General features: G+C 59.5%; 27 protein-coding genes. 16 read left to right on the top strand and 11 right to left on the bottom strand.

The genetic code is table 11. The annotated features are described in order from the left end of the window. The first annotated feature begins 12 nt into the window (after positions 1–12). Genes ACM110_RS18855 through ACM110_RS18835 form a run of 5 tightly spaced genes read left to right on the top strand, consistent with a single transcriptional unit; the run spans position 13 to position 4505 of the window. Entirely contained in the window at positions 13–1344 is a 1332-nt protein-coding gene (locus tag ACM110_RS18855; protein WP_416128956.1) for an aromatic ring-hydroxylating dioxygenase subunit alpha, read from the top strand. Further along, a complete protein-coding gene (locus ACM110_RS18850) occupies positions 1334–1867 on the top strand; it encodes an aromatic-ring-hydroxylating dioxygenase subunit beta (protein WP_338585772.1) in 534 nt (177 codons plus the stop codon). The genes ACM110_RS18855 and ACM110_RS18850 overlap by 11 nt, the downstream gene beginning before the upstream one ends. Beyond that, on the top strand, positions 1867–2460 hold the full coding sequence (locus ACM110_RS18845) for a cysteine hydrolase family protein (protein ID WP_416128955.1): 594 nt from the start codon (positions 1867–1869) through the stop codon (positions 2458–2460). The genes ACM110_RS18850 and ACM110_RS18845 overlap by 1 nt, the downstream gene beginning before the upstream one ends. After that, a complete protein-coding gene (locus ACM110_RS18840) occupies positions 2457–3245 on the top strand; it encodes an SDR family oxidoreductase (protein WP_416128954.1) in 789 nt (262 codons plus the stop codon). Before ACM110_RS18845 ends, ACM110_RS18840 begins: the two co-directional genes overlap by 4 nt. 27 nt (positions 3246–3272) lie before the next feature. Then, positions 3273–4505 carry a dienelactone hydrolase family protein gene (locus ACM110_RS18835; protein ID WP_416128953.1) on the top strand — a complete coding sequence of 411 codons (1233 nt, stop codon included), beginning with the start codon at positions 3273–3275 and terminating at the stop codon, positions 4503–4505. Positions 4506–4574: 69 nt separating this feature from the next. Here ACM110_RS18835 and ACM110_RS18830 read toward each other — a convergent pair whose 3' ends face one another. Beyond that, on the bottom strand, positions 4575–6092 hold the full coding sequence (locus tag ACM110_RS18830; protein WP_338585767.1) for a nucleobase:cation symporter-2 family protein: 1518 nt from the start codon (positions 6090–6092) through the stop codon (positions 4575–4577). 255 nt (positions 6093–6347) lie between these two features. Here ACM110_RS18830 and ACM110_RS18825 point away from each other — a divergent pair, with 255 nt between their 5' ends. Both ACM110_RS18825 and ACM110_RS18820 read left to right on the top strand, forming a co-directional pair. Then, on the top strand, positions 6348–6629 hold the full coding sequence (locus ACM110_RS18825) for a BrnT family toxin (RefSeq protein ID WP_416128952.1): 282 nt from the start codon (positions 6348–6350) through the stop codon (positions 6627–6629). 3 nt (positions 6630–6632) lie between these two features. Next, complete coding sequence (locus ACM110_RS18820; protein ID WP_416128951.1) at positions 6633–6956, top strand: BrnA antitoxin family protein; 324 nt, start codon at positions 6633–6635, stop codon at positions 6954–6956. Positions 6957–7018: 62 nt separating this feature from the next. Here the strand turns inward: ACM110_RS18820 and ACM110_RS18815 are convergent, their stop codons facing one another. Beyond that, positions 7019–7846, bottom strand: a complete 828-nt coding sequence (locus tag ACM110_RS18815; RefSeq protein WP_416128950.1) for an arylamine N-acetyltransferase family protein — start codon at positions 7844–7846, stop codon at positions 7019–7021. 112 nt (positions 7847–7958) lie between these two features. Further along, positions 7959–8753, bottom strand: coding sequence for an exodeoxyribonuclease III (locus ACM110_RS18810; RefSeq protein WP_416128949.1), 795 nt, complete (start codon positions 8751–8753; stop codon positions 7959–7961). 327 nt (positions 8754–9080) lie between these two features. Between ACM110_RS18810 and ACM110_RS18805 the strand changes: the two genes are divergently transcribed. After that, positions 9081–9392 (top strand): hypothetical protein, encoded by a 312-nt coding sequence (locus ACM110_RS18805; RefSeq protein ID WP_416128948.1) that lies wholly within the window; start codon positions 9081–9083, stop codon positions 9390–9392. Between the two features lie 55 nt (positions 9393–9447). On the opposite strand, the gene ACM110_RS18800 is transcribed toward ACM110_RS18805, so the two are convergent. The 4 genes from ACM110_RS18800 to ACM110_RS18785 form a co-directional block, all read right to left on the bottom strand. Next, the gene (locus ACM110_RS18800; RefSeq protein ID WP_416128947.1) at positions 9448–10854 is read right to left on the bottom strand and encodes a DUF1254 domain-containing protein; all 1407 of its coding nucleotides are present in this window, start codon (positions 10852–10854) and stop codon (positions 9448–9450) included. A 145-nt stretch (positions 10855–10999) separates the two neighbouring features. Continuing rightward, positions 11000–12598 (bottom strand): diguanylate cyclase, encoded by a 1599-nt coding sequence (locus tag ACM110_RS18795; protein WP_416128946.1) that lies wholly within the window; start codon positions 12596–12598, stop codon positions 11000–11002. A 93-nt stretch (positions 12599–12691) separates the two neighbouring features. Continuing rightward, on the bottom strand, positions 12692–13468 hold the full coding sequence (locus tag ACM110_RS18790) for an aldolase (RefSeq protein ID WP_416128945.1): 777 nt from the start codon (positions 13466–13468) through the stop codon (positions 12692–12694). A 17-nt stretch (positions 13469–13485) separates the two neighbouring features. Further along, the gene (locus ACM110_RS18785) at positions 13486–14190 is read right to left on the bottom strand and encodes a haloacid dehalogenase type II (RefSeq protein ID WP_416128944.1); all 705 of its coding nucleotides are present in this window, start codon (positions 14188–14190) and stop codon (positions 13486–13488) included. A gap of 109 nt (positions 14191–14299) precedes the next feature. Between ACM110_RS18785 and ACM110_RS18780 the strand changes: the two genes are divergently transcribed. Next, positions 14300–15142: a LysR substrate-binding domain-containing protein gene (locus ACM110_RS18780; RefSeq protein ID WP_416128943.1), complete on the top strand. Its 843-nt coding sequence runs from the start codon at positions 14300–14302 to the stop codon at positions 15140–15142. Positions 15143–15145: 3 nt separating this feature from the next. Here ACM110_RS18780 and ACM110_RS18775 read toward each other — a convergent pair whose 3' ends face one another. Further along, entirely contained in the window at positions 15146–15934 is a 789-nt protein-coding gene (locus tag ACM110_RS18775) for a lipopolysaccharide biosynthesis protein (RefSeq protein WP_416128942.1), read from the bottom strand. Between the two features lie 95 nt (positions 15935–16029). Beyond that, the gene (locus ACM110_RS18770; RefSeq protein WP_416128941.1) at positions 16030–17781 is read right to left on the bottom strand and encodes a L,D-transpeptidase family protein; all 1752 of its coding nucleotides are present in this window, start codon (positions 17779–17781) and stop codon (positions 16030–16032) included. A gap of 84 nt (positions 17782–17865) precedes the next feature. Here ACM110_RS18770 and ACM110_RS18765 point away from each other — a divergent pair, with 84 nt between their 5' ends. From ACM110_RS18765 to ACM110_RS18740, 6 genes are all read left to right on the top strand, one after another. Then, positions 17866–18570, top strand: a complete 705-nt coding sequence (locus ACM110_RS18765; RefSeq protein ID WP_416128940.1) for a murein L,D-transpeptidase catalytic domain family protein — start codon at positions 17866–17868, stop codon at positions 18568–18570. Positions 18571–18677: 107 nt separating this feature from the next. Next, complete coding sequence (locus ACM110_RS18760; RefSeq protein WP_416128939.1) at positions 18678–20375, top strand: copper resistance system multicopper oxidase; 1698 nt, start codon at positions 18678–18680, stop codon at positions 20373–20375. A gap of 10 nt (positions 20376–20385) precedes the next feature. Then, positions 20386–21270 (top strand): copper resistance protein B, encoded by an 885-nt coding sequence (locus ACM110_RS18755; protein ID WP_416128938.1) that lies wholly within the window; start codon positions 20386–20388, stop codon positions 21268–21270. 55 nt (positions 21271–21325) lie between these two features. Further along, positions 21326–21709: a copper homeostasis periplasmic binding protein CopC gene (gene copC, locus ACM110_RS18750; RefSeq protein WP_416128937.1), complete on the top strand. Its 384-nt coding sequence runs from the start codon at positions 21326–21328 to the stop codon at positions 21707–21709. A 3-nt stretch (positions 21710–21712) separates the two neighbouring features. Next, positions 21713–22633 (top strand): copper homeostasis membrane protein CopD, encoded by a 921-nt coding sequence (gene copD, locus ACM110_RS18745; RefSeq protein ID WP_416128936.1) that lies wholly within the window; start codon positions 21713–21715, stop codon positions 22631–22633. Between the two features lie 80 nt (positions 22634–22713). Next, the gene (locus tag ACM110_RS18740) at positions 22714–23505 is read left to right on the top strand and encodes a transporter substrate-binding domain-containing protein (protein WP_416128935.1); all 792 of its coding nucleotides are present in this window, start codon (positions 22714–22716) and stop codon (positions 23503–23505) included. A 68-nt stretch (positions 23506–23573) separates the two neighbouring features. Here ACM110_RS18740 and ACM110_RS18735 read toward each other — a convergent pair whose 3' ends face one another. After that, positions 23574–23795 carry a hypothetical protein gene (locus ACM110_RS18735; protein ID WP_416128934.1) on the bottom strand — a complete coding sequence of 74 codons (222 nt, stop codon included), beginning with the start codon at positions 23793–23795 and terminating at the stop codon, positions 23574–23576. A 225-nt stretch (positions 23796–24020) separates the two neighbouring features. On the opposite strand from ACM110_RS18735, the gene dusA reads away from it, so the two are divergent. Next, positions 24021–25016 (top strand): tRNA dihydrouridine(20/20a) synthase DusA, encoded by a 996-nt coding sequence (gene dusA, locus ACM110_RS18730; RefSeq protein WP_416128933.1) that lies wholly within the window; start codon positions 24021–24023, stop codon positions 25014–25016. Between the two features lie 48 nt (positions 25017–25064). On the opposite strand, the gene ACM110_RS18725 is transcribed toward dusA, so the two are convergent. After that, the gene (locus ACM110_RS18725; RefSeq protein WP_416128932.1) at positions 25065–25898 is read right to left on the bottom strand and encodes an undecaprenyl-diphosphate phosphatase; all 834 of its coding nucleotides are present in this window, start codon (positions 25896–25898) and stop codon (positions 25065–25067) included. Between the last annotated feature and the right edge of the window lie 243 nt (positions 25899–26141).

Genomic DNA, 26141 nt, shown 5'->3' with positions numbered 1-26141 from the left:
CGAGGACATCCCGTGATACCGACCAACGAACAAATCGCTGCCTTGATCCGCGAGGACAGCGTTCACAAGAGCGTCTACACCGACCCGACCCTGTTCAAGCTGGAAATGGAGCGCATCTACGGCAACGCCTGGATCTACGTCGGCCATGAAAGCCAGGTGAAGAACCCCGGCGACTATCACACCACGCGCATCGGCGATCAGGACGTGATCATGGTGCGTGGCGCCAACCAGCAGGTCAGCGTGCTGTACAACCGCTGCCCGCACAAAGGCGCCAAACTGGTTGCCGACGGCGACGGCAGTGTCGGCAAATTCTTCCGCTGCCCGTACCACGCCTGGACCTTCAAACTCGACGGCCAGCATCTGTCGGCGCCGCTCAAGAGCGGTTTCGAAGGCACTTGCTACGACCCCAAGCACCCGGATTTTTCCATGGTCAGCGTCGCCCGCGTCGAGACTTATCGCGGCTTCGTGTTCGCCAGCCAGGCGGCGTTCGGACCGGACCTGAAAGCATTTCTGGGTGGCGTCATCACTTCCATCGACAACCTCTGCGACCGCTCACCGGTCGGCGAAGTCGAGGTGGCTGGCGGCATCTTCCGTGTTCAGCAGCGCTCGAACTGGAAAGTGTTCTACGAGAACCTGCACGACACCATGCACGCCCGCGTCACCCACGAATCGTCGGTAGACGCGGCGCGTGGCGAAGCCGAAGCCATCGGTGAAATGCCCTTCGAACTGTTGATCATGGACGGCAATGGCGAACCCTACGACTTCTGGGAAAAACTCGAACTGCGCGCCTACCACAACGGCCACGGCTACATGGAAGCGATCTTCGACCCGGCCGCCGCCGAGCGCGACGAGGTCTCCCGCGCCCACTTCGACTGCCTGAGCCAGGCCTATGGCGAGCAGCGTGCCAAAGAGATCCTGGGCATGAATCGCCACAACACGGTGATTTACGGCAGCGGATCACCGCACACGGTGTTCATGCAATTCCGGGTCATCCGTCCCATCGCCGTGGACCAGACCATGGTCGAGATCCAGACCTTCCGTTGCAAGGGTGCTCCGGATGCCGTATTCGACCGCGCGCTGACCTACGCCAACGTCATCAACTCGCCCTCCTCCAACGTGATGCCCGACGACGTCGAAGTCTATGCTCGGTGTCAGGAAGGCAACATGACCCGTGGTGGCGAGTGGATCAGCATGCACCGCTACGCCGGCACCGATAAGTCGCTGGAAGACGGCGCAGTGTCCATCAACGGCACAAGCGAACTGCCGATGCGCAACCAGTTCGCCGCCTGGAAACAGTTCATGACTGCCACCCTGATTGCCAAGGAGAGCACCCATGCTGCTTGACCGCCGAATCGACGTCGACACCCGCCAATTGACCCCCGCTCAGGTGCCAGCCGAGACCCTGCGCCAGATCGAACAGTTTCTTTATCAGGAAGCGCGCCTGCTCGATGAGCGACGTTTCTGGGAGTGGGACAAGCTGTTCACCGACACCGGCATGTACTGGGTGCCGCACAAGCACGAGCAAGCCAACCCGTTCGACCATATCTCGCTGTTCTGGGAAAACCGCATGCTGCGCGAAGTGCGGATCCGGCGGGTGGAAAACGCCCGCAACTGGTCGCAGCAACCGCAGACCCAAACCGCGCACCTGGTCGGCAACGTCATGGTCGAAGGTCTTGACGCCCAGGGCTTGCTGGTGATCAGCGCCAGCTTCCAGTACAGCGAATGGCGCCTGGAACAACGCCAGCTCGCCGGTCGCTACACCTACAAATTGGCCGCCCAGGAGGGTGGTGGCTGGCAGATCCAGCTCAAGCGCGTGGACCTCATCAACTGCAACGATGTGTTCGCCAACCTTGAGGTGTTCGTGTGATGAACACGCCACTGGTGATCGCCCTGCACTATCAGAACGACGTGTTGCACCCCGAGGGCAAGATTCGGGTCGGGCTGGGGGCTGATGACAGCGTGCGTGCGGCGCTGCTCGATGCGGCCGGCCGATTGCTCGCCGGCGCACGCGCCAAGGGCTGGCCGATCGTTCACGTGCGTGTGGCGTTCCGACCGGACTACGCCGACCTGATCCAGAACGCGCCGATCCTGCGCACGGTCGCCACCCTTGGCGCCGTCCGGGAGGGCAGTTGGGGCGCGGAGTTTTTCAGCGCCCTAACGCCACTGAACAGTCGCCGCGAGTTCGTCGTCTCCCACAACAGGATCAATGCGTTTTATGGCTCACCGCTGGAAACCGTGGTGCGCCGGTTCAATCCCTCGCACCTGTTGATCGCCGGCGTGGCAACCCACTCGGTGGTGGAAAGCACCGTGCGCCATGCGGTGGATTGCGGTTTCGAGGTGACGGTCGCGGCCGATGCCTGCGCCAGCGCGGACAGCGGCGTACACGCGGCCTCGCTGGCGAGCATGGCGCTGATCGCCCGTATCAGTCACGTCAACGAAGCGCTGGAGGACTTGTCATGATGCTCGAAGGCAAAGTGGCGATTGTGACCGGCAGCACGCAAGGGCTGGGTCTGGACATCGCTCGGCAGCTGTTGGCTGAGGGTGCCCGGGTGATGCTGGTGGGGCGCAACGCCGACAGTGGTCTGGCATTGGCGCAAGCGCTGGACTGCGGATTTTGCGCCTGCGATGTGGAGCGCGACGAAGACATCGACGCGTGCATCGCTGCCACGCTGGCCCGCTTCGGCAGGCTCGACATTCTGGTCAACAACGCGTGCCTGTACGCCGATCAGGGACTGGCGTCGGACCGCGCGCAGTGGCTGAAAACCCTCAACGTCAACCTGGTGTCGGCGGCGATCTTTACCCAGAAGGCCGCCGTGCACCTGCCCAGCGGCGGCGTGGTGATCAACATCGGCAGTACCGGCGGCAAATTCGGTGCGGCCGGGCGCGCGCTCTACCCTGCGTCCAAGGCCGGCATCCTGCAACTGACGAAAAACCTGGCGATGACCCTGGCCCCGGAGCAAATCCGCGTGCTGAGCGTTTCCCCGGCCTGGACCTGGTCGCCCAGCGTCGCCGAGTTCAGCGACAACGATCCGCAACTGGCCGATCGGGTCGGGGCGCCTTTTCATCCGCTCGGGCGCATCGGCCGGGGTCATGAGATCGGCAGCGTGGTGGCGTTTCTGTGCAGTGCCGGTGCCGGCTGGATGACCGGTGTCGACGTGCCGGTGGATGGCGGCTTTTCGATTCTCGGGCCTGACCGCGGCGTGTCGCCGCGCGTGTGGTTCCAGCAACACCGTGACAGCCAATAAATCTGATAACCGAATGAGGTAGATGACATGGGCAAGATGATTGAGATCCGGGCAACGGACAGCAACGCCACGTTCAGCGGTTACCTGGCCCTGCCGGCCAGCGGCAAAGGCCCCGGGGTAGTGATCGGCCAGGAGATTTTCGGGATCAACGCCAACATGCGCGCCGTGGCCGATTTCTATGCCGAGGAAGGCTATGTGGCGTTGGTGCCGGATCTGTTCTGGCGCCTGCAACCGGGGATTGACCTGGGCTACACCGAAGCCGATTTTGCGACGGCGATCGACCTGTTTCAGCGCCTGGATGTGGACAAGGCGGTCACGGACATCGACGCCAGTTTCAACGCCCTGCGTGCGCTGCCTGAAGTCGAAAGCGCGGGCCTGGGTTATGTCGGCTTCTGCATGGGCGGCAAGCTGGCCTGGCTGACCGCCACGCGCACCGATGTGGCTTGCGCCGTCGGCTACTACGGCATGGGCATCGAACACCTGCTGCACGAATCGGAAAACCTCAAGGGCCGCCTGGTCCTGCATTTTGCCGAAAACGATGGCTACTGCGACGCCAGCGCCCGCGCCCAGATCAGCCAACACCTGGCCGGCAACGACAGGGCCGAAATCTACGTGTACCCAGGCGTCGACCACGCCTTCGCCCGGGCCGGGAGTTCACACTACGACAAACCGGCCTCGCTGATGGCCCATGAGCGCAGCATCGCCGCCCTCAAGCGCGAGATCGGCCCCCACTTCAACCTGTCAGCCCTGTGGGAAGACCACATCCGCCACGAATTCGAGACCCGCGACGTACCGGCCACCATGGCGACCATGGTCGCCGAGCCCTACGTCAACCATATCCCGACCATGACCGGCGGCGTCGGCGCCAAGCAACTCAGCCGCTTCTACCAACACCATTTTGTCCATGGCAACCCGCCTGACATGAAGCTCATCCCGATCTCACGCACCATCGGCGCATTGCAGATCGTCGATGAATTCATCATGTGCTTCACCCACAGCACCGAAATCGACTGGATGCTGCCCAACGTGGCGCCCACCGGAAAATACGTCGAGATTCCGATGCTGGGCGTGATCAAGTTCCGCGGGGACAAGCTGTACCACGAGCACATCTACTGGGATCAGGCCAGCGTACTGGTGCAGATTGGCTTGCTGAACCCTGAAGGGCTGCCGGTGGCCGGGGTGGAAACGGCGAGAAAGCTGCTGGATGAACAACTGCCGTCCAACACGTTGATGGGGCGCTGGACGCAAAGCGAACAATAGAGACTGCATGAATGCAAAAAGGCCGATCTGTCATTCAACAGAACGGCCTTTTTTCATTCGCCTAAAACGTCAGACATGTTCACTGCTTTTCGCATGCACCGCCCGTGGCTCGCCATGCCCGTGGTCCACCTCAACCACCGGAATTTCCTTGCCATCACAGTCATGCAACTTGCCGTCGCTGAAGTAATCCCCTTCGCGCAGCGCTGCCAGATCCTGATAACGCAAGACCCGCTCGGTGCCCGCCGCAAACACCGACTGCTGGTCGGAGTTACCGGCCGTGAGGTGGTTGAAGGTCAGGTTGAGCACGATCGCCATGATCGCCGACGAACTGATGCCGGAATGGAAAATCGTGGCGAACCAGCTTGGGAAGTGATCGTAGAAGTTCGGTGCTGCGATCGGGATCATGCCGAAGCCGATCGAGGTTGCCACGATGATCAGGTTGACGTTGTTGCGGTAGTCGACCTTCGATAGCGTACGAATGCCGCTGGCCGCGACGGTGCCGAACAACACGATACCGGCGCCACCGAGAACGGAGGTCGGCACGGCGGCGATGACCCGGCCCATGAACGGCAGCAGGCCGAGCAGCACCAGGAACAGACCGCCGGTAGCCACCACGTAACGGCTCTTGATCCCGGTCACCGCCACCAGCCCTACGTTCTGGGCGAAGGCGCTCTGGGTAAAGGAGCCAAAGATCGGCGCGATCATGCTCGACAGCATGTCGGCGCGCAGACCATTGCCCAGACGCTTGGAGTCAACCTTGGTCTCGATGATTTCACCGACCGCCAGGATATCCGCCGAGGTTTCCACCAGCGTCACCATGACCACGATGCACATCGACAGGATTGCCGCGAAGTGGAAGGTCGGCATGCCGAAGTGGAACGGGGTCGGGAAGCCGAACATCGGACCTTCGCTGACGGATGAGAAATCCGCCATGCCCAGGAACACCGCGACGATCGTGCCGATGACCATTGCCAGCAGGATCGAGAGACGGGAGATGGTCGCGCTGCCAATCTTGCTCAGCAGCAGCACCAGCACCAGTGTCATTGCGGCCAGGCCGATGTTGGCCATGCTGCCGAACTCTGGGGAATGGCTGTTACCGCCCATGGCCCAGCGTGCGGCCACCGGCATCAACGTCAGGCCGATGGTGGTGATCACGATGCCCGTGACCAGCGGTGGGAAGAACTTGGTGATTCGAGAGAACACCGGCGTGATCAGCAATCCAATCAGGGACGCCGCTATCACCGCCCCCAGAATCGACTGGAACCCTCCCTCACCACCGCTGCTGACAATCGCCACCATGGTCGCGACGCCGGAAAATGACACGCCCTGTACCAGCGGCAACTGACAACCGAAAAACGGTAGACCCAGGGTTTGCAGCAACGTCGCCAGCCCCCCCGCAAACAATGAAGCAGCAATCAACAATCCAATGTCCGCCGGCGAGAGGCCGGCCGCCTGACCAATGATCAAAGGCACCGCGACAATGCCGCCGTACATGGTCAGAACATGTTGCAGGCCGTAAGCCATATTCGCGCCGATACCAAGATTTTCATCTTCTGGCCGTTGGTGTGAAACATGGGGCGTTTTCATGTTAGGGGGTTCCCTGGTTTTTGTTATGCGCACACTGTATGCAAGACTCAGGACAAATGTCTATAGAGTTGTATACAACTTGCCCGTCAAATTATGAACGGTTGGTCATGCAAGCCGTCTGCCATCGTGCGCAATCGCACCTAAAACCTTGAAATACATCCTCGCGAGCCATTCTCCCCCGCCCGCTAGTCTTTTGAATTCCTGGCGACCATCGGTCGTGATCGCCACCTTCCATATACATATAAAGTATGCATAATGAAGCCATTCGAAATTCAGTATCACAAGGCAAAGAACGCAGCCAACAAACTCAAGCACCAAGGGATCAGCCTCGCCGAGACAGAACCGGTGTTCCATGACGAGCGCGCCCTGACCTTTCAGGACGATCACCATGATGAACAACGCTGGATCACCCTGGGGCTGGATAACAAAGGGCGTTTGCTGGTCGTCGCGTACACCTACCGTGACCCGAATTTCGTTCGAATCATTTCAGCGCGCCTCGCCAGCAAAAACGAGCGGCGCCAGTATCTGGAGGCTTGACCCATGAAAGACGAGTACGACTTCAGTAACGCCAAGCGCGGGGCGGTGGCCTCCAGCAAAGGCAAGACCCGCATCACCATCATGCTCGATGATGTCGTCATTGAGGCGGCACGCGCGCTGGCCGAAAGTGAGGGCTACGGCTACCAGACCGCAATCAACAACACTCTGCGCCGGGCGTTGCTGGCCGATGGCAAAGTCGCTGAGGCCAATTCTGCCGCGCACCTCAAATCCGGGGTCACGGTTCCCGAACTGAAAAACCTGGAGAAAAAATTGTTGGAGGCCCTCAGAGAAATTCATCGTGTGATGGAACCCGATGCACAACCCTGAACTGACGCAAAAAGGGGCAGATTGCTTCAATCTGCCCCTTTTTTGTGTGCACGATGCTGTTTCTATTGCGGTTCGATCAAGCGTTCAAGTGTGTGCATCAAGGTCGCATGGGGCGGCACCCGAATGCCGAACTCGTTTTCCAGCAAGGCGATCAGTTGCGGCACATCGTCCACCTGCCGGCGTTCGCTCTCATGGCCTATGCGATGGATCGCGAAACTGCCGTTGTTGAGCGTACGCCGCCAACCTTCCCCGGTTCGCGCCACCATCAACTGCTTGGCGAACGATGATTCCGGATGAGTCGAGACGTACCAGTTGCCGACGCTGTAATCGATGTCTTCCTGGCGTTGCAGATCGAAGATGTACATCGCTCGCCATTCGTCGCCGACCTTTGCGCGGAGTGTGTAGCCATCTTCGTGCTGTTCAATGCGATAGGGTTCGTGAGGCGTGAATTGCTCGGCAGGGCTGTCGAGCAATAGTGGCGCGGTGGGCACCATGCCGCCGAAGCCGACATCGGTGATGTAGCGCACGCCGTCCAGTGTCACCAGGGTCAAGCGATGGGTGCGAGCGGTCCATGCGCCTTCGGGCTGGCCCATGACCACGCGGCCGCTGATGCCACGCGCGTTGAATCCCAATTCCTGAAGCAAAATCAGGTACAGATAGTTGAGTTCGTAGCAGTACCCGCCTCGCCCGTTGTGCAGGACTTTCTGCTCTATCGACGGCAGGTCGATCAGCACAGGTTCGCCCGACAGTGTGGTGAGATTTTCAAACGGGAAAGCTCCGGTGTGGCGCAATTGGAGCTGCAGCAAGGTTTCCAGGGTCGGTGCCGGAGGCGCATCGAAGCCCAGGCGCCGCAGGTACAGCGCACGGTCGGTCAGGCGTGGCTCGCTCATCGTTCAGTCCTTTTGCACGGCGGCTGCGGATCGTTCCGCCAATGGCCGCTATGTATAAGGGATGAACCGTTGCGCACGACAATTGATTTAGCCAATGGCCCCGCAAAAACAATCAACGGCGTTTGCGCGAGTCCAGTTGAATCCAGGTTGGCGCATGGTCGCTGGCATGCGGTTCGTTGCGCACCCAGGCATCAACACCGGCGTCCTGCAAGTAAGGGCTCAAGGCCGGGTTGAGCAACAGGTGATCGATGCGCAAGCCGGAATTTTTCTGCCAGTGCTGACGAAAGTAATCCCAGAAGGTGTAGAGCCGATCCTCGGGATACAAGTGGCGCAGTGAATCGGTCCAGCCCTGATCCAGCAAACGTTGGTAGCACGCGCGGCTCTCGGGTTGCAGCAAGGCGTCCTTGAGCCAGGAGCGCGGGTTGTAGATATCCATGTCGGTAGGAACCACGTTGTAGTCGCCCGCCAGCACCACCGGGTGATCGCTGCCCTGCAACGTCTGCGCATGGCGGATCAGCCGCTCGAACCAGGCCAGTTTGTAATCGAATTTCGGCCCCGGCTGCGGGTTGCCATTGGGCAGGTACAGGCAGCCCACCAGCACACCATGCACGGCGGCTTCCAAATATCGACTGTGACTGTCTCCTTCATCGCCCGGCAACCCTCGCCGACTCTCCAGCGGCTGCGCATCCCGCGCCAGAATCGCCACCCCGTTCCACGACGCCTGCCCCTGCCAGATCGCGCCGTAGCCGATGGCCTCAAGCTCGGCAGCGGGAAAGGCGCTGTCGACCGATTTGAGCTCCTGCAGACAGGCGATGTCCGGTTTCTCGCGTTCAAGCCAGGCCAGCAGGTTCGGCAACCGGGCACGCATGCCGTTGACGTTGAAGGTCGCAATTCGCAGCTTTTTCATGACCACCGTTCCATTTGGCGGGGTGTAAAAACTGTGACCTCAGTGCCCGCCCGTGGTTGCGTCGGCCGACGGATGTAAAGCGTCTTGAACTCAAGCTGTCTGATCTCGTTCGTCGCTAACACGCCAAACCAATGTGGGAGCGAGCGTGCTCGCGATAGCGGTGGTTCCATCGATGAAGATGTTGAATGTGCCGGCCTCATCGCGAGCAAGCTCGCTCCCGCAGGGTTTTCGGTTGAACGTGGAATGTGCCGCTCGTCATCCAGCCGGCACCAAGCACCCCGCCCTTTACACCAACATCAGGTAACGACTCACCTTTGGAGACGTACCATGATGAACATCAAAATTACCTCCCTGTTGATGGCCGGATTGCTGTCTGCGGCGTCCTTGACCTCGTTTGCAGCCTCCAACGACGGCGCTGATGCGACGGGCACCAAGTCCGGTGCAACCAGCGGCCCCGTCATGCCGCCCGACAATACCCCCGCTGCGCCTTCTGGCGGCAATTCCGGGGATGGCGGCGCGACGGGTTCTTCAAGCGGCAGCGCGGGTGGTGCAGGCGGCAACAGTGGCTCGGGCGCAGGTGGCGGTACCGGTTCGGCGGGTGGTGGAACCGGCGGTGCTGGCGGCGGGACGGGCAGCTGAACGCGTAAAGGCAGCCGATGGTGAGCATCGTTGGCTGCCTTTAACTGCCTGAGTTTTACATCTGTTTGACCGCAGGCGGGTTCCACTTGCCGTTCATTGCTTCGGCCCGAGGCCCATACAAACGCATGGTCAGGTTGAACGGGCCTTTGGGCGCCGGCAGCCAATTGGCCTCAAGCTCCTTGCCGGGGCTTTCGTTCTGGAAATACAGATCAAGCGATCCATCGGCATTGGTCTTGAACGGCATCCAGCTGCTGACCGCGAAACGGTCCAGTTTATTACCGACCTGAAAACCTTCAGGGTCGTACAGCGTGACTGACCAGAACGCATTCACCGGCGGCTCTTGCCCTTTGTCGAAATGCAGCACGTATTTATTCACGCCATCGAGCGCCTTGCCGTTTGAGTCGCCCACGTTCAACGGATAAATCGCATCCTCGGGCAAGTTGGCGCCGAGCCCTACCTGGGCAACGATCGCACGCTTGAGGTAATAGTTGCCGTAGACCCCCATGGTGTCGGTGTTCATCGACCAGCCGTTCTCCACCCGCGCCAGCGTCGGCAACTTCCACGCCATCAGCGCTTGCGCGTCCTTGGGCACCGTTGCAAGCGCCGCTTTTACATCAGGGTCCAGCGCATCCAGGTTGAATGGCTTGCCGGGCTCAATGCCGATGCGCTTGATCTGCGCCAGCATCGGCTGATCGGTGATGTGCGGCGGGTTCACTTTCAGCAGTTCGGCGGCATAGGCGAAGTAGCTGCCGGCCGACATCGTATCGACCTGGACTTTGGGCGGGGTTTTCATGTCCACGGCCGGATCGATTTTCACACTGACCGCTTCCGCTTCTTTGCCCAACCGCGACAACGGCGTCACGGTATAGCCCGCCTGAATCTTGTGCACGGCCGCGTAGTCAGCTGCGCCATCCGTCTTGGTGCGGCCGATGATCCAGACAAAGGGTGTTGGCGCCGGCAAGTGACTCATCCCTGCCGGCACGGTGCCGGTCCAGCCCGGTGGCGTCACCAGAAATTGCGCCGCGTCGGTGCCGGTGGTGCGCCAGCCCGGCGAGGCGAACACGTCGCTCCACATATCGAGCATAGGCAGCAAATAGAAACGCCCGGCGGTGTCCGGCGCGGCGATTACCAGCGGTTCTTTGGTCAAGTCGAGCCAGGCAATGGAATACAACGTGTCGAAGTTGGAGCGCACCACGCCTTTGAAATCTGCTGGTGGATATTGCGGCACGCTCACAAACATGTTCATCGGACCTTTACCGAATTCCTTGCCCGGTTCGATGTTGGTGAATTGCTGGCGGGTGATGTCCATGGTCAGCAGCGGATAGAAATAAACGTAGGCATCCACGCCGATTGCATGCGCCTCTTCGGCAGTGATTTTCGATTGCGCGTGACTGGTCAGCGGAAAAACGGCGGAGGCTGCAACGGTTAGAGCAACGGCTGTCAATGCTTGGGTTATCGGCATGTTGGCGATCATCCGTGCGTAAGGGAGATCTGCCGGGTTCGGCAGAGCTTACGGAACTCTAGACGATCAACAGGACAACTTTTGACAGGCGGACAGCCGGGCCGTTTGTGGTGTTTCGAGGGTGATACAACCGGGGCGAAACGCTTCAACGATCCGAGCGCATCAGCGCCGGGACGCCGCCCTCCATCGACAGCACGGCCGAGCGATTACGCCCCGAATGCTTGGCCTGGTACAGCGCCGCGTCCGCACGCTGGATAAACACTTCCATGCTGTCGCGCCCCGTCGGTATAAACGAATAACAGCCGAGGCTGACCGTGACGTACCCGGTGGGCGAACCGCTGTGGCTGATGTTTTTGTCCATGACGCTGCGGCGGATATGTTCGGCTATCGTCATGGCGCCATGAATGTCGGTATCGGGGAGCAACACCGCAAACTCTTCACCACCGTAACGCACCGCCAGGTCGGCCTTGCGATGGCAGCAGGCTTTGACCGCCCGCGCAACCTCAGCCAGGCAGTGATCCCCCACCACATGGCCGTAAGTGTCGTTGTAGCACTTGAAGTAATCGATATCGAGCATGATCAGGCTCAACGCACTGTGCTGGCGTGCGCCACGTCCGAACTCGATATCCAGCGCCCGCTCGAACAATCGCCGGTTGGCCAGACCGGTCAGGCTGTCGTGGGTGGCGATCAACTCCAGCGCTTCCTGGGCCTTGCGCAAATCCGCCTCGACCCGTTCGCCGACGCGCACCTGACGGATGAATACCCAACCGAACAGGCCCACGCCGAGCATCACCAGCGCGACGATGGCACTGGAGCGAAACGCCGTGTCGTACCATTGCGCCAGAATCGAATCCCGGGACGATGCCGCCGAGACCACCAGCGGGTAAGCCTCCAGCTGCCGATAGCCATGCAAACGGACAACGCCATCCACCACCGAGGTGAAGATCGCGTTGCCTGATGGCGCTCGCGGCAGCAGGTTCTGAAAGATTTCGCCCTGGGCCAACGACGTGCCGATCTGCGACTCCATGAACGGCCGGCGCGCCAGCAGCGTTCCGTCGGTCAAACCGAGGAACATCGAGCCGTTGTCATCAATGTCGAAGCTTTTGAAGAACTGGTCGAAGTAGGACATTTTGATTCCGGCCAGCAACACGCCCTGGAACTGGCCGTTCTTGTCGTTCACTCGTTTGGAAACCGGAATGATCCACTCGCCATTTTCCCGACTGCGAATCGCCGGGCCGATGTGCGCCACGGACGACACGTTTTGCTGGTGAAACTTGAAGTACTCGCGGTCTGCCACGCCCGGTCCCCGAGGCAGATTCTCGAATGAGGTCACGACCCACTGGCCTTTCTGGTCGAACAGCAGGATGCCGTGCAATTGACTCAACGCCTGCACCCTTCGGGCGAAAGTACTCTGCAAGCGAGCTCTCAGGGAGGGAGCGAATCCATCGACCTGAATCCAGTCCACCAGACTGGTCAGCACCAGGTCGGCCTGCATGAACGTGTCTTCGGCTTGCTGTGCCATGGCCCGCGTCAGGTTCGACGAGGCGACCTGGGCCTGGCTCAAGGCATGCCGCCGGGATTGCTCCAGTTGCAGATAAAGCAACGCGCACAGGCACAAGCACACCGTGGCAATGAACAATACCGCTGCCTTGCGCAACGGTATGCGTTTCAATGCGACGCCAGGGGCGTGGTGGGGGTCGTACTGGCGTGTAGGCAAAAAGCGCGTCCTGAAAGGGCAAGGCATGGGCGGCGGCCCAAATCCCCTGGTTTTGTGCGCCAAGTCTACGGGGTTACTACCAACAAATGGCAGCCATATGTCACGTGGTCGCCATCCGCCTCAACCGTCAGAACGCTGCAACCGCCGCATCGCACTGTGCAGATGCGCCCGCGCACTTTCGGCATCGCCCAGGCGCATCTGCTCATAGGAACGTTGGGCGATGTCATGGGGCACCGGCAGAAGTTCTCGCTGGGTCGCCATTGCCATCAACTGGACCTGGGCGGCACGCTCCAGGTAATACAGATCATCCCAGGCTTCGGCGATAGTGGGACCGGCCACGATCACCCCGTGATTCTTCAAGAACAGGATGTCGGCGTTGCCCATCACACTGGCAATGCGATCGCCTTCGGACTCATCAAGCGCCAGGCCATTGTAGTGTTCGTCCACCGCCGTGCGACCGTAAAACTTCAACGCCGTCTGCCCCAGCCACAACAGCGGTGGACCTTGCAGCAGGCATAGCGCGGTGGCGTGCGGCATGTGCGTGTGGAACGCCACTTTCACGCGCGGCAACTGTTTATGAAGCCGCGCATGAATATAGAACGCCGTCGCCTCCGGCTGACCTTCGCCCTGAACCACATGGCCATGGAAATCGCAGACTAGCAGCTTGTCAGCCGTGACTTCTTCGAAGGCGTAGCCGTAGGGGTTCACAAAAAACAAATCATCGCGCCCCGGCACCATGGCCGAAAAATGATTGCAGATGCCCTCCTCCAGACCATGACGCGCCGCCAGTTGAAAACACGCCGCCAACTCCATACGAGCGGTGATGACAGCAGGCGAATCCAGATTGAGGCCGGCGTAAATCGAGGGACGCGAACTGCCTGCAAGGGTGTGAGCCATGGCGATGCCTCCGTGGGTTACCAGCCAAGGGACGTGAACAAGGGCACGACCTGATCCAGTGTGTTCAATATCGCATCGGGCCGGTAATCCGGCAGCAATTGCCGACCGGTGCCACGGTCGATCCATACGCAACGAAAGTGCATGTCCCGGGCGGCGGTGTGGTCCAGTGTCGGGCTGGCGCAGATGTGCACCACTTGGTCGCGGGTGACGCCAAGTTGTTCGTGCGCATAGTCGAACAATCGCGGATCGGGTTTGTAGGCGCCGGCCTGTTGGGCCGTGATGACCCTGTCGATATGGCCGCCCAGTTGCGCGACATTGCCGGCAATGATGTCGTCGTCGGTGTTGGAGACGATGCACAGCTTGAAGCCCATTTCCTTGAGTTGCGCGAGGGTCGCGATTACTTCGGGAAACGGCGGCATCCGCGGAATCGCCGCGGCCAGGCGCTGACTGTCTTCAGGCGCGCTGGCCAGGCCAAGCTCTTCCAGAGCCAGATGCAAACCGAGGGTGCTCAATTGGCGGAACGAGCGATGCGGCGGAATCTGCTCCAGCCGATGCTCGTGCCGGTCGTAGACCTCGATCAGGCGCTCGACCTCCACGCTGTGCTCGCCCTTTTCGCGCAAAATCTCGGCCACCACGGCTTTCAAGCCTTCATCCCATTGAATCAGCGTGCCGTAGCAATCGAAGGTCAGCCATTCGGGGCGAGAGGTGTCTTTAAGTGTCATGGCGGAATCCTCTGAGGTGTGGCCTTCAGGTTATGCGTCAATAGTGATAGTGTGAAATTAAATTAGTACCTAATCCTCAGTTGAAAAATGAATATCAAAGGTGCCCGCGATGCTCGATCTCGAACTGCTCAAAACCTTCGTCTGTGTGGTCGATGAAGGCAGCTTTACCCGCGCGGCCGAGCGCGTGCACCGGACTCAATCCACCGTGAGCCAACAGGTGCGCAAACTCGAAGAACTGGTCGGGCATTCATTGCTGATGCGCGATCGCACGGGGCAAAACATCAACCTCACCGAGCACGGCGAAATGCTGATTCACTATGCGCGTCGCTTGCTGGCGTTGTCCTCGGAGGCCGTAGAAGCGCTGGCCAGCGACGTCGACCTGGAAATCCTGCGCATCGGCGTGCCGGAAGATTTCGACGCCCGGCGCATGGCGATGATCCTCGCCGGCTTCAACCGCGAAAAACCTCAGGCACGCCTGGAGACCGTCAGCGGCATGAGCACCGACCTCAAGCAGAAACTCGCCAGCGGTGACATCGACATTGCGCTGGTCAAACGCGAGCCGGACAGCGGCCCGTGTTGGGCCGCCTGGCCGGAAGCGCTGGTGTGGGTCAAAGGTGCACAGACCGACCCGGCCAACGGCGTGTTGCCGCTGGCGCTGTTTCCTCAGGGCTGCATTTATCGACAACGGGCCATCCGCCTGCTGGACGTGGCGCAACGGCCGTGGCGGGTCGCGTTTGGCAGTCACAGCCTGACCGGGATTCAAGCGGCGGTAGCCTGCGGATTGGGTATTTCGGTATTGCCTGCTTCAGCGGTGCTGCCCGAGCACAGCATTTGTACCGACCTGCCGCCATTGCCACCCACAGAGGTGGCACTGATCAGCCGCGAGGGCGCACTGAGCGGATTGCAACGAGCACTGGTGGAGTTTCTGCGGGTGGAGTTGAGTCAGGTTTGATCGTCAGATCAGCCGATCGAGTTCATCCAGCGTCACGCGTGGGACGAGATCGACAGGAATCTTCGACGTGCTGGACACGTTGTAAACCCGAAAATCCGCATTCACGACGCTTTTCGCCAGGATCGCGAAAGACGGCAGGATTCTCTTATGAAAATGATCGTCGAGTACGCAGGGAGAAATGAACGTTCCGGGTGTTTCGTAAAAGCGACTCACCGATGGGTCCAGATCGACACCGACCAGGAACACCTTGTTAAACCCCAAGTGATAGGCAAGCTGTATGGCCAGGTAGGCCACCGTCCGCGCATCAAAAAAGCCGCGCTTGAGGTTCTTGCTGAAGCCAAGGGTTTTATTGCGTCCATTGCCGATCTTGCGATTTCTCACCAGTTCCTTATCCGTCCTGAACAGGTCTCGCCAGGAAAGTCTCGGTGCCCGCCTCAAAAAATACAGATCCCCCTGGGGCTTGAACGAGGTATGCCAGATATGTTTTTCCCACAACGCTACCCGCGCACTGAGGCGCATGGCTTTTGTGAAGAGTTCGGGTTGCTGTTCGGAAAAACCCTGATCGGTGCACACATAGAAAAACGGATTGATGCCTGTCCCGATAAATTTCGAAATGGCACCGTTCATGGTGATCATTGGAACGTCTGCGTACTTGTGCAGCGGAAAGTCTTTGGCGGAAGACCCCGAGGCAATGATCAGCACTGAGCCTTTTTCAGAGTTGCGGCATTCATCCAGGTCGCGCACATGAAGTGGCCCGGTGCTGAGTGACGGCTTTTTTTGCGCAACATCCATTAACGAATTCCCTATCCATGTCGGTCGATCGATGATCTCTGACCCGTTTCCAGAACAATAGTTTTGCTCTGAAAACGCATTCCGCCGCTCCCTTGCTACGGCTTGCTCTGTCCTGTTACGACCAGCGTGCTTTCTCCCCCCGGCAATTCCAAAGCGGGCAGTTTTGAAGGCAGGTTCAATTGTCGAAGTACCGGAGAATCGTAGCCGTAAACGTCAGGCTTGAACGTCACCCTTCCCTCTTTGCTCAAGTCGACCGTCCAGTACGCCAGCAGCACCGGAATCTTGACCGGGAGCTTGATGTTTTCGGTCTTGCCGTTGGCCAACTGCTTTTGAATGCCTTCACTGTTCCAGCGCACCGGGTCGTTGAACAACAGTTCAACCAACTGCAGCGGGTTTTCCACCCGGATGCAGCCGGAACTGGTGGCGCGCATGGACTTGGCAAACAACTCGCGATGCGGCGTGTCGTGCAGATAAATCGCATAGTCGTTGGGGAATCGAATGACCACCTGCCCTAACGAATTCTCGGGGCCGGCATCCTGACGCAGCGTGATACCGCGCGCGTTGTACCAGTCGATGCCCGACGGATCGAGCACATGTCCTTCCCGGTCCAGGGCTCTGATCCGGTTAGCGGCCAGGTAGTCCGGGTTCTGTTGAATCTTGGGCAGCATGTCCTTGACCAGAATCGTCGGCGGCACGGTCCAGGTGGGGTTGAACGTGATGTAGGTAATTTCGGACTGAAACACCGGCGTACTGCGAAACGGCTTGCCGACCTGCACCCGGGAACGCCAGATCGGCTGGCCGTCGCGATACAGCGCAACCTTGTACCCGGCGATGTCGACCACGACAAAAGTGCCCTGGAGTTTGTACAGCAGCCAACGCGCCCGCTCCATGTTCACCCGGACCTGGTCGATCCGCGCTTCAACGGGCACATTCAACGCCGCCAGGGTCGCCGCCCCCGCCACGCCATCCGCGCCAAGGTATTGCTCGGTCTGATACTTCTTCACTGCCGCGATGACGCTGTCGTCGTAATCGTTACGCTTGCTTTTCGGAGTGGCCAGGTATCCACCGGCCGTCAAACGGGCACGCAACTGCGCGACTGCTGTACCGTTCATCCCCGGCTTGAGCGATTGCCCTTCGGTAACTTTCGGCCAACCGCCGGCATCGCGTACCTGGCGCAACTGCGCCAAGGCCTCTCGCATGCTGCGGTAAACCGCTTCCTGCGGCGGAGCCTGGGCGAACCCGCGTGCCACGTCGTGATCGTCGAGGGCGGTGAAGAAACTGTTCACGTCCTCACGGGGATCAACGCCGACCGGGTCGAAATTCCAGTGAAAATCCAGCCGCGACGGATCGACTTTGCCGCGTCGTAATTGCAGCAGCGCAGTGATGTAGGTGCGGGTCAGCGCGATATCGAAGGCTGCCGATTGCGTCGGTGTCGGCGCGGTGGCCTGCATCGCCAATTGCGCCTGGGCCAGTTCGTGAATCCGATAGTCCTCAGGGATCAGGCCATCGATTTGCGTGTCATTCAGGCTTTTGAGCAACTGGGTGACATCGCGTCCGTTGGTCCACGCAGCGCGATAATTACGGTGCGAGTAAAAATCCATGACCACCCGGCTGATATCCACCCGCTGATGCTTGCGCGCAGTGAGCAACGGTGGAAACGCCGATTTCAGCGGTTCGAGCACTGCCTGGATTGCTTGGCCCACGACATCATCGGGCGCCGCAGACAAAACGGTCGTTTCCGGAGATGCCGGCACGATCGGCGAACTTTCACCAAAAGCAGCGCCGCTGATCAGAAAGACCATAAAAAATACGCGGCTTATGACGAATAACCTTGTTAATTGCCCCATGGATAATCCTTAATCTCCCGCAAATCAAAAGGCTAGCGTTCCACTCGCTGCTAGACTCGATATATTCCTGATGAGACTTACCTTATGTCGTTACAACGCTTTGGCTTTCTACTTACAGCGCTGCTGTTGACGTCGGTCTGCATACCCGCAGCCTACGCCGATTCGCTGGAAGTCGCGCTGGCCAAAGCCGCTCCAAAAGCCAATGCAAAAGTCATCGCCCTGGCTGTACGCGCCACCCAGTGCACTCGCGCCCAAGGCGCAGTCCCGGCACAGAGACTAGCAGTGATCGATTATTCCCTGCCCTCGACTGAACAACGACTGTGGGTTTTCGACCTGAAAAAGCGCAAATTGCTCTTTCACGAACTCGTCGCCCATGGCCGCAACAGCGGCGAAAACATGGCTACCTGGTTCTCCAACCAGAACGAAAGTTTCGCCACCAGTATCGGTTTGTTCCGCACGCAAGAAAGCTACCGCGGCCAGAACGGCTATTCATTGCGCATGGAAGGCCTGGAGCCGGGCTTCAACGATAACGCTTTTGACCGGGCAATCGTCATTCACGGTGCACCGTACGTCAGTCCCGTCTTGGCGCGCGCCAACGGCCGTATCGGCAGAAGCCTCGGCTGCCCGGCGGTCCGGCCGGCGATTGCGCATCGGCTGATCGACTCGATGAAGGACGGCCAACTGCTGTTTTCCTACTATCCGGATCAGCGCTGGCTGAAGTCGTCTTCGTACATTAATTGCGGTAGCGGCACCGTGGCGTCGTCCGATAAGCCTACTAAACGCCAGTAACCACCGCCCTACCTGTCAAAACTGTAATCCCCGCCTCAGCCTGCTGAAAGCCATCGCCCGTTAGCCTCGTCGACAAGTTCACCAGGCTGACGGACGGGATAATCGGCATGCGCTCCAACACTTCACGACGCACCTTCGTCAAAGGCCTGGCCGCCGGCGGCTTGCTGGGCGGCCTCGGGTTATGCCGACCGCCGGTCTGGGCTGTCAGCAGCCCCGGCCAACCGCAAGTGCTGACGGGCAGCGATTTCGAGCTGTTCATCGGTGAAACCCCGGTCAACTTCACCGGCAACCCGCGCACCGCGATGACCATCAACGGCAGCCTTCCCGGCCCGCTCCTGCGCTGGCGCGAAGGTGACACGGTCACGTTGCGGGTGAAGAACGCACTCAAGGACAGCACCTCCATTCACTGGCACGGCATTCTGCTGCCGGCAAACATGGACGGTGTGCCGGGCTTGAGTTTCAAAGGCATCGAGCCGGGTGGTTTGTACGTCTACCAATTCAAGGTCCGGCAAAACGGCACCTACTGGTATCACAGCCATTCAGGGTTGCAGGAACAGGCCGGCGTCTACGGGCCGCTGGTGATTGATGCCAGGGAACCGGAGCCGTTCCAGTACGACCGCGATTACGTGGTGATGCTCACCGACTGGACCGACGAAGATCCGGCCAGCCTGATGAAGACCCTGAAAAAACAGTCCGATTACTACAACTACAACAAGCGCACCGTGGGCGATTTCATCGACGACATCAGCGAGAAGGGCTGGAGCGCGACAGTGGCCGATCGCAAGATGTGGGCCGAAATGAAGATGAATCCCACCGACCTGGCCGACGTCAGTGGCGCCACCTACACCTACTTCATGAACGGCCAGGCGCCGGACGCCAACTGGACCGGCGTGTTCCGCCCCGGTGAAAAGCTGCGGCTGCGCTTCATCAACGGCTCGGCCATGACCTACTTCGACGTGCGCATTCCGGGCCTGAAAATGACCGTGGTCGCCGCCGATGGTCTTCACGTAAAACCGGTAACCGTCGACGAATTCCGAATCGCCGTGGCGGAAACCTTCGACGTGATTGTCGAGCCGAGCGAAGCCGCCTACACCCTGTTCGCCCAATCGATGGACCGCACCGGTTATGCCCGCGGCACTCTCGCGTTGAGATCCGGATTGTCGGCGCCAGTGCCATCGCTGGACCCGCGCCCGCTGGTCACCATGGATGACATGGGCATGGGCGGTATGGATCACGGCAGCATGGCCGGCATGGACCATAGCAACATGACCATGCCCGGCATGCAGTCCCATCCCGATTCGGAAAACGACAACCCGCTGGTAGACATGCAAGCCATGTCCACCTCACCCAAACTCGACGACCCCGGCCTCGGCCTGCGCAACAACGGCCGCCGAGTCCTGACCTACTCCGACCTGCGCAGTACCTTCGACGACCCGGACGGGCGCGAACCGGGCCGCACCCTCGAACTGCACCTCACCGGTCACATGGAGAAATTCGCCTGGTCGTTCAACGGCGTGAAGTTTTCCGACGCCGAGCCGCTGCGCCTCAAGTATGGCGAGCGCGTCCGGGTGGTCCTGGTCAACGACACGATGATGATGCACCCCATCCATCTGCACGGCATGTGGAGCGATCTCGAAGACGAGAACGGCGACTTCATGGTGCGCAAACACACCATCGACATGCCACCGGGCTCACGCCGCAATTATCGGGTTACCGCCGATGCGCTCGGTCGCTGGGCCTATCACTGCCATCTCCTGTACCACATGGAAATGGGCATGTTCCGTGAAGTTCGCGTGGAAGAATGAGGCGCCAACCATGATCAGATTCACCTCCGTTGCCATGGCCGTCCTTACCGGCCTGCCGTTTTCTTTCGCCATCGCAGCCACTGACGACATGCAGGGCATGGATCACAGCCAGATGACAGGAATGGACCATGGCCAGATGCAAAGCATGGACGAGGGCCAGATGCAGCCCGCGGCGCCGACTGAAAGTCGTACGCCCATTCCATCGTTGACCGATGCGGACCGAGCCGCCATTTATGTCGACCCGGCCGGGCACCGTGTGCATGACAGCGCACTCAACTCATTCTTCCTTGCGGACAAACTCGAATGGCAGGACGCCGACGACGGCAGCACCCTGGCCTGGGATCTGTCCGGCTGGATCGGCGGCGACATCGATCGCCTGTGGATGCGCTCCGAAGGCGAGCGCACCAACGGCAAGACTGAAGACGCCGAAATCCAGGCGCTGTGGGGCCACGCGATCAGCCCATGGTGGGACGTGGTCAGCGGCATTCGTCAGGACTTCAAACCCGGCGCCCCGCAAACCTGGGCCGCGTTCGGCGTGCAAGGCATGGTGCTGTACAACTTCGAAGCCGAGGCCACGGCGTTCATTGGCGAAGGCGGCCAGAGCGCCGCGCGACTGGAGGGTGACTACGACATCCTGCTGACCAACCGACTCATCCTGCAGCCCACCGCCGAGCTCAACTTCTACGGCAAAAACGATCCACAACGGGGGATCGGCTCCGGCCTGTCCAACAGCGAAGCCGGCCTGCGCCTGCGCTACGAAATCCGCCGGGAATTTGCGCCGTACATTGGCGTGACCTGGAACCGCACCTACGGCAAAACCGCCGATTACGCCGCCACAGAAGGCGAGGACCGCAGCGAGGCGCGCCTGGTTCTCGGCGTACGGATGTGGTTCTGAACCCGTTAACCCAAACACTAAAAAATCAGCCGCATTGAGCGGCGAGAGGCCTTGCATGCGCACCATCAAAATCACTGTTATATCTGTGTTGTTGTCTACCTGGCTGCTGCTGAGCGGTCTCGCTCAAGCCCATCCGAAGCTGCTGTCTTCCAGCCCCACCGAAGGTGCGCAGGGTGCAGCACCGAGCACCATCGAACTGCACTTTTCCGAAAACCTGGTGACGCAGTTTTCCGGTGCAAAACTGGCCATGACCGAAATGCCCGGCATGGCCCACTCGCCCATGCCCATGAAAGCCAAAGTCAGCGGCGGCAGCGACCCGAAAACCATGCTCATCACCCCGCTATCGCCTCTGCCCGCTGGCACCTACAAAGTGGAGTGGCGCGCCGTGTCGTCGGACACCCACCCGATCACCGGCAACGTTACTTTCAAAGTGAAGTGAGTGATGAGCGACTCAGCCAACATCGTCCTGCGATTTGCGTTGTATGTGGATTTGCTGCTGTTGTTTGGCGTGGCGTTGTTTGGTCTGTACAGCCTCAGAGGGCCGGAGCGGGTTTCAGGGGCAGTACTACCGTTTCGATCATTGCTGGGGGCGACGACCGTGCTCGCAATGGTGCTATCCGTCGTTGGCATGCTGCTGATGGTCAGCAACATGAGCGGCGAGTCGAACCTTGCCCAACTGCGTCCGCACATTGAAATGATGGTGTTGGAAACGGACGCAGGCTCGGCCTGGACGATTCGGATCATCGCGCTGCTCGTCGCTGGGCTGGCGATGCTGATCCACCCTCGCGCTCCGACTGTTGGATTAGTGCTGACGGCTTTAGCTGGCGGTGTCGCCCTCGCCTCTCTGGCGTGGACTGGCCACGGCGCAATGGACGAAGGCATCTGGCATTTCACCGCGGACATTTTGCACCTGCTGGCCGCGGGCGCCTGGCTGGGTGCGCTGGTCGCGTTTGCCTTGATGTCACAAACCAACGTCTTGCAAACCGAGAAACGCATCCGTCTGCTCGCTCGTGCCGTCAGCCGGTTTGAATCTGTAGGCGCACTGATTGTGGCGGTCATCGCAGTGACCGGTGTTGTGAACTACCTCTTCATCGCCGGGCCGAAAGTCGACGAAGTATTTCTCAGCGCCTACGGGATTTTGCTGTTTATCAAAGTCGCGCTGTTTGCCGGCATGCTCGTACTCGCCGCGCTGAACCGCTTCCACTTGGGACCGTTTCTGGAGCGATCATTGCGCGATGGTCAACACCGAGTCGCGGCGAATGCGTTACATCGCAGCGTGATGATGGAACTGGTTGCAGCGGTTTTGATTGTCGGATTGGTGGCGTGGCTGGGGACACTGAGTCCGGAGATGGGCGGACAGTAATGCTCGCTCACTTTTAAGTCCCTGAAAGTTTTCACTACACTCCCTCCTCCAAGCCACTCCATCACAAAAGCCCGATAACAATGAAAAATATTAAAAGCACCTTGATGCTCGGTGGCCTGATCGCCCTGTCGTTTGGCGCCCAGGCTCAGGAAAGCCCATCGCATCTGGACAGCGTCATTCAACAAGGCCAGCTGCGGGTTTGCACCACGGGTGACTACAAGCCCTACACCTTCAAAGCCGAAGACGGCGAATATTCCGGCATCGATATCTCGATGGCCCGCGCCTTGGCCGACAGTCTTGGCGTCAAGGTGGAATGGGTGCCGACCACCTGGAAAACCCTGATGCCCGACATGCTCGCGGGCAAGTGCGACATCGGCATGGGCGGAATCTCGGTCACACTGGAACGGCAGAAAAAAGCGTTCTTCAGCACCACCCTGGACGTCGACGGCAAGATTCCGCTGGTGCGTTGCGAAAACCAGGCGCTGTACCGGACCATCGACCAGATCAACCAACCCTCGGTTCGGCTGGTCGAACCGGCTGGCGGCACCAATGAAGCCTTCGTTCACGCCTTCCTGCCCAAGGCGCAATTGCAACTGCACGATAACGTGACCATTTTTCAGGAACTGCTCGACAAGAAAGCGGACGTGATGATCACGGATGCGTCGGAAGCGCTGTATCAACAAAAGCAAAAACCGGGGCTGTGTGCGGTCAATCCGACGCAATACATGCAGTACGGCGAGAAGGCCTATCTGTTGCCTCGGGATGACATGACCTGGAAGTTGTATGTCGATCAGTGGCTGCATTTGGCCAAGGTGACGGGGAATTATCAGAAGGTTTTAGGCCAGTGGTTGGCGGTGCCTGAGGTCAAGTAACGAGACGCCTGCGAACAGCAAAAAAAGCGCCCCTCTACAGGAGCGCCTTTTTTGTTTTCGTTCGGGACTCAGTCGTCGTGCAACAGGCCGGAACTGTACTCACCGAAGCTGTTGCCGAGCGCACTGCCATGGAAATTCAGTTTATTGGGGTTGTTATTGGTCGGCCCCGGCCCGAATCCATTAGAGAACTGGGCGTCATCCGCATAACGGTGATCGGTACTCACACCCGAACAGGCGCTCAACAGCACAGCACCGGCGATCAATGCGACTTTGATGAGGTTTGAGAGCATTTTTTTGTTCCTGTGGGTGGGGGCGCGGTGGCTTGATCCTGTGTACTCATCGTAGGCCTCTGGTCAGGCGGGGAATATGAAACTTTGCTGGGCGACAGCGTTGGTTCAGGTAGGAAGGCTTCTGAAATCAATCGCGCGATCAATGTCCCTGGACCTGTCCAAACCTCAAAAGTCCAATCCTGTTAAACTCCCCCGCTTCCCAGCCTCACCGATTCCAGATCCCCAATGTCCGTAGCTACCGCAACACCTGCCCCGCTGTCCCGTAGGTTCTCCGTCGCGCCGATGATGGATTGGACGGACCGCCATTGCCGCTTCTTCCTGCGCCTGCTGTCGAGAAATGCCCTGCTCTACACCGAAATGGTCACCACCGGTGCCTTGCTCAATGGCGATCACGAGCGTTTCCTGCGCCATGACGAGGCCGAGCACCCGCTTGCCTTGCAGCTTGGTGGTAGCGTCCCGCTGGACCTGGCCGCGTGTGCACGCATGGCGCAGGAGCACGGCTACGACGAGGTGAACCTGAATGTCGGTTGCCCGAGTGATCGGGTGCAGAACAACATGATCGGCGCATGCCTGATGGGGCATCCGCAGTTGGTGGCCGATTGTGTGAAGGCAATGCGCGATGCGGTGTCGATTCCGGTGACGGTGAAGCACCGCATCGGCATCAATGGGCGTGACAGCTACGAGGAGTTGTGTGATTTCGTCGGCACGGTTCGCGAGGCCGGGTGCACGAGTTTTACCGTGCATGCGCGGATCGCGATTCTGGAGGGGTTGTCGCCGAAGGAGAACCGTGACATTCCACCGCTGCGTTATGACGTGGCGGCGCGGTTGAAGGCGGATTTCCCGGAGCTGGAGATTATTCTCAACGGCGGGATCAAGACGCTGGAAGCCTGCCGTGAGCATTTGCAGACGTTCGACGGCGTGATGCTCGGCCGCGAGGCTTATCACAATCCTTATGTGATGGCTGAAGTGGATCAGCAGTTGTTCGGCAGCACCGCGCCGGTGGTCACTCGCGCCGAAGCACTCGCGCAATTGAGGCCTTACATCGCCGCGCACATCGCTGCGGGCGGTTCGATGCACCACATCACGCGACATGTGTTGGGGCTTGGCACCGGTTTTCCAGGGGCGCGCAAATTTCGGCAGCTGTTGTCCGTGGATATCCACAAGGCCAAAGATCCGTTGGCCTTGCTGGATCAGGCGGCGCAGTTGCTTGAAGGGCGTTAAGCGCTGATTGAGCACCAGGTTCCAGCTCACGCAACCTGGTGCCGGTGTTCAGAGCGCCGCCGCTTCAGTCCAGTTGACCCAACCGAATACCCACGTTGCCAAAATCAGCAAACCGAATGCAATTCGATACCAAGCGAATGCGGCGTAGCTGTGGCTGGCGATGAACTTCAGCAAACCGCGTACCGCGAGCATGGCGAACACGAACGCTGTCACGAAGCCCAAGGCGAAGACTGGCAAGTCGCCGGCCTGGAACAGGTCTCGGTATTTGTATCCGGAGTAAACGGCGGCGCCAACCATGGTTGGCATCGCCAGAAAGAACGAGAACTCGGTCGCGGCCTTGCGTGACAGACCAAACAGCAGCCCGCCGATAATGGTCGATCCCGAGCGCGAAGTGCCCGGTATCATCGCCAGGCATTGCGCAAAACCGACTTTGAGGGCGTCGGTCCAGCGCATATCGTCGACGTGGTCGACGTACACCACATGGACGCGTCGCTCAGCCCACAACATGACGATGCCACCCAAGACCAGCGCCACCGCTACGGTTATCGGGTTGAACAGGTATTCGTGAATTTTATCGGCGAACAGTACTCCGAGGACAACGGCAGGCATAAATCCAATCAATAGATTCAAGGTAAACCGTTGCGCATTACGCTGGGTCGGCAATCCACTAACGATTTCGAGGATCTTGCGCCGGAACTCCCAGACGACCGCCAGGATCGCCCCTAGTTGGATAATGATGTTAAAGGCCATTGCTCGCTCACCGCCGAAATCGAGCAAGTCCGCGACAATAATCTGGTGCCCGGTACTTGATATGGGCAGAAACTCCGTGAGCCCCTCGACTGCCCCTAAAATCAAAACCGTTACCGTAGTCCAAAAATCCATTAACCCCCCGTGTAGACCCTCGCGACTCTCGCGTGCAAGGTCTGTTGACCATTCGAACATTAGGCGAAAGAAATAGTAAAACGCATCAAGCCGCGCATTAGAACCGCTTGTTATTAAATGTCCAGCCTCCGCAGCTGTAATCAAGAAGTTATATACAAGTTATTAAAGGATATATCGCTCTCCGAAACTGCATGAGCCCCCTCAATCGACAACAGATTTTCAAGGCTTGGTGAACTTTCGATA

This window comes from Pseudomonas sp. NFX98 (assembly GCF_047784845.1).
Taxonomy (GTDB): domain Bacteria; phylum Pseudomonadota; class Gammaproteobacteria; order Pseudomonadales; family Pseudomonadaceae; genus Aquipseudomonas.
Note: the sequence above shows the minus strand (reverse complement) of the source record. Positions and strands in the feature narration are given on the sequence as shown.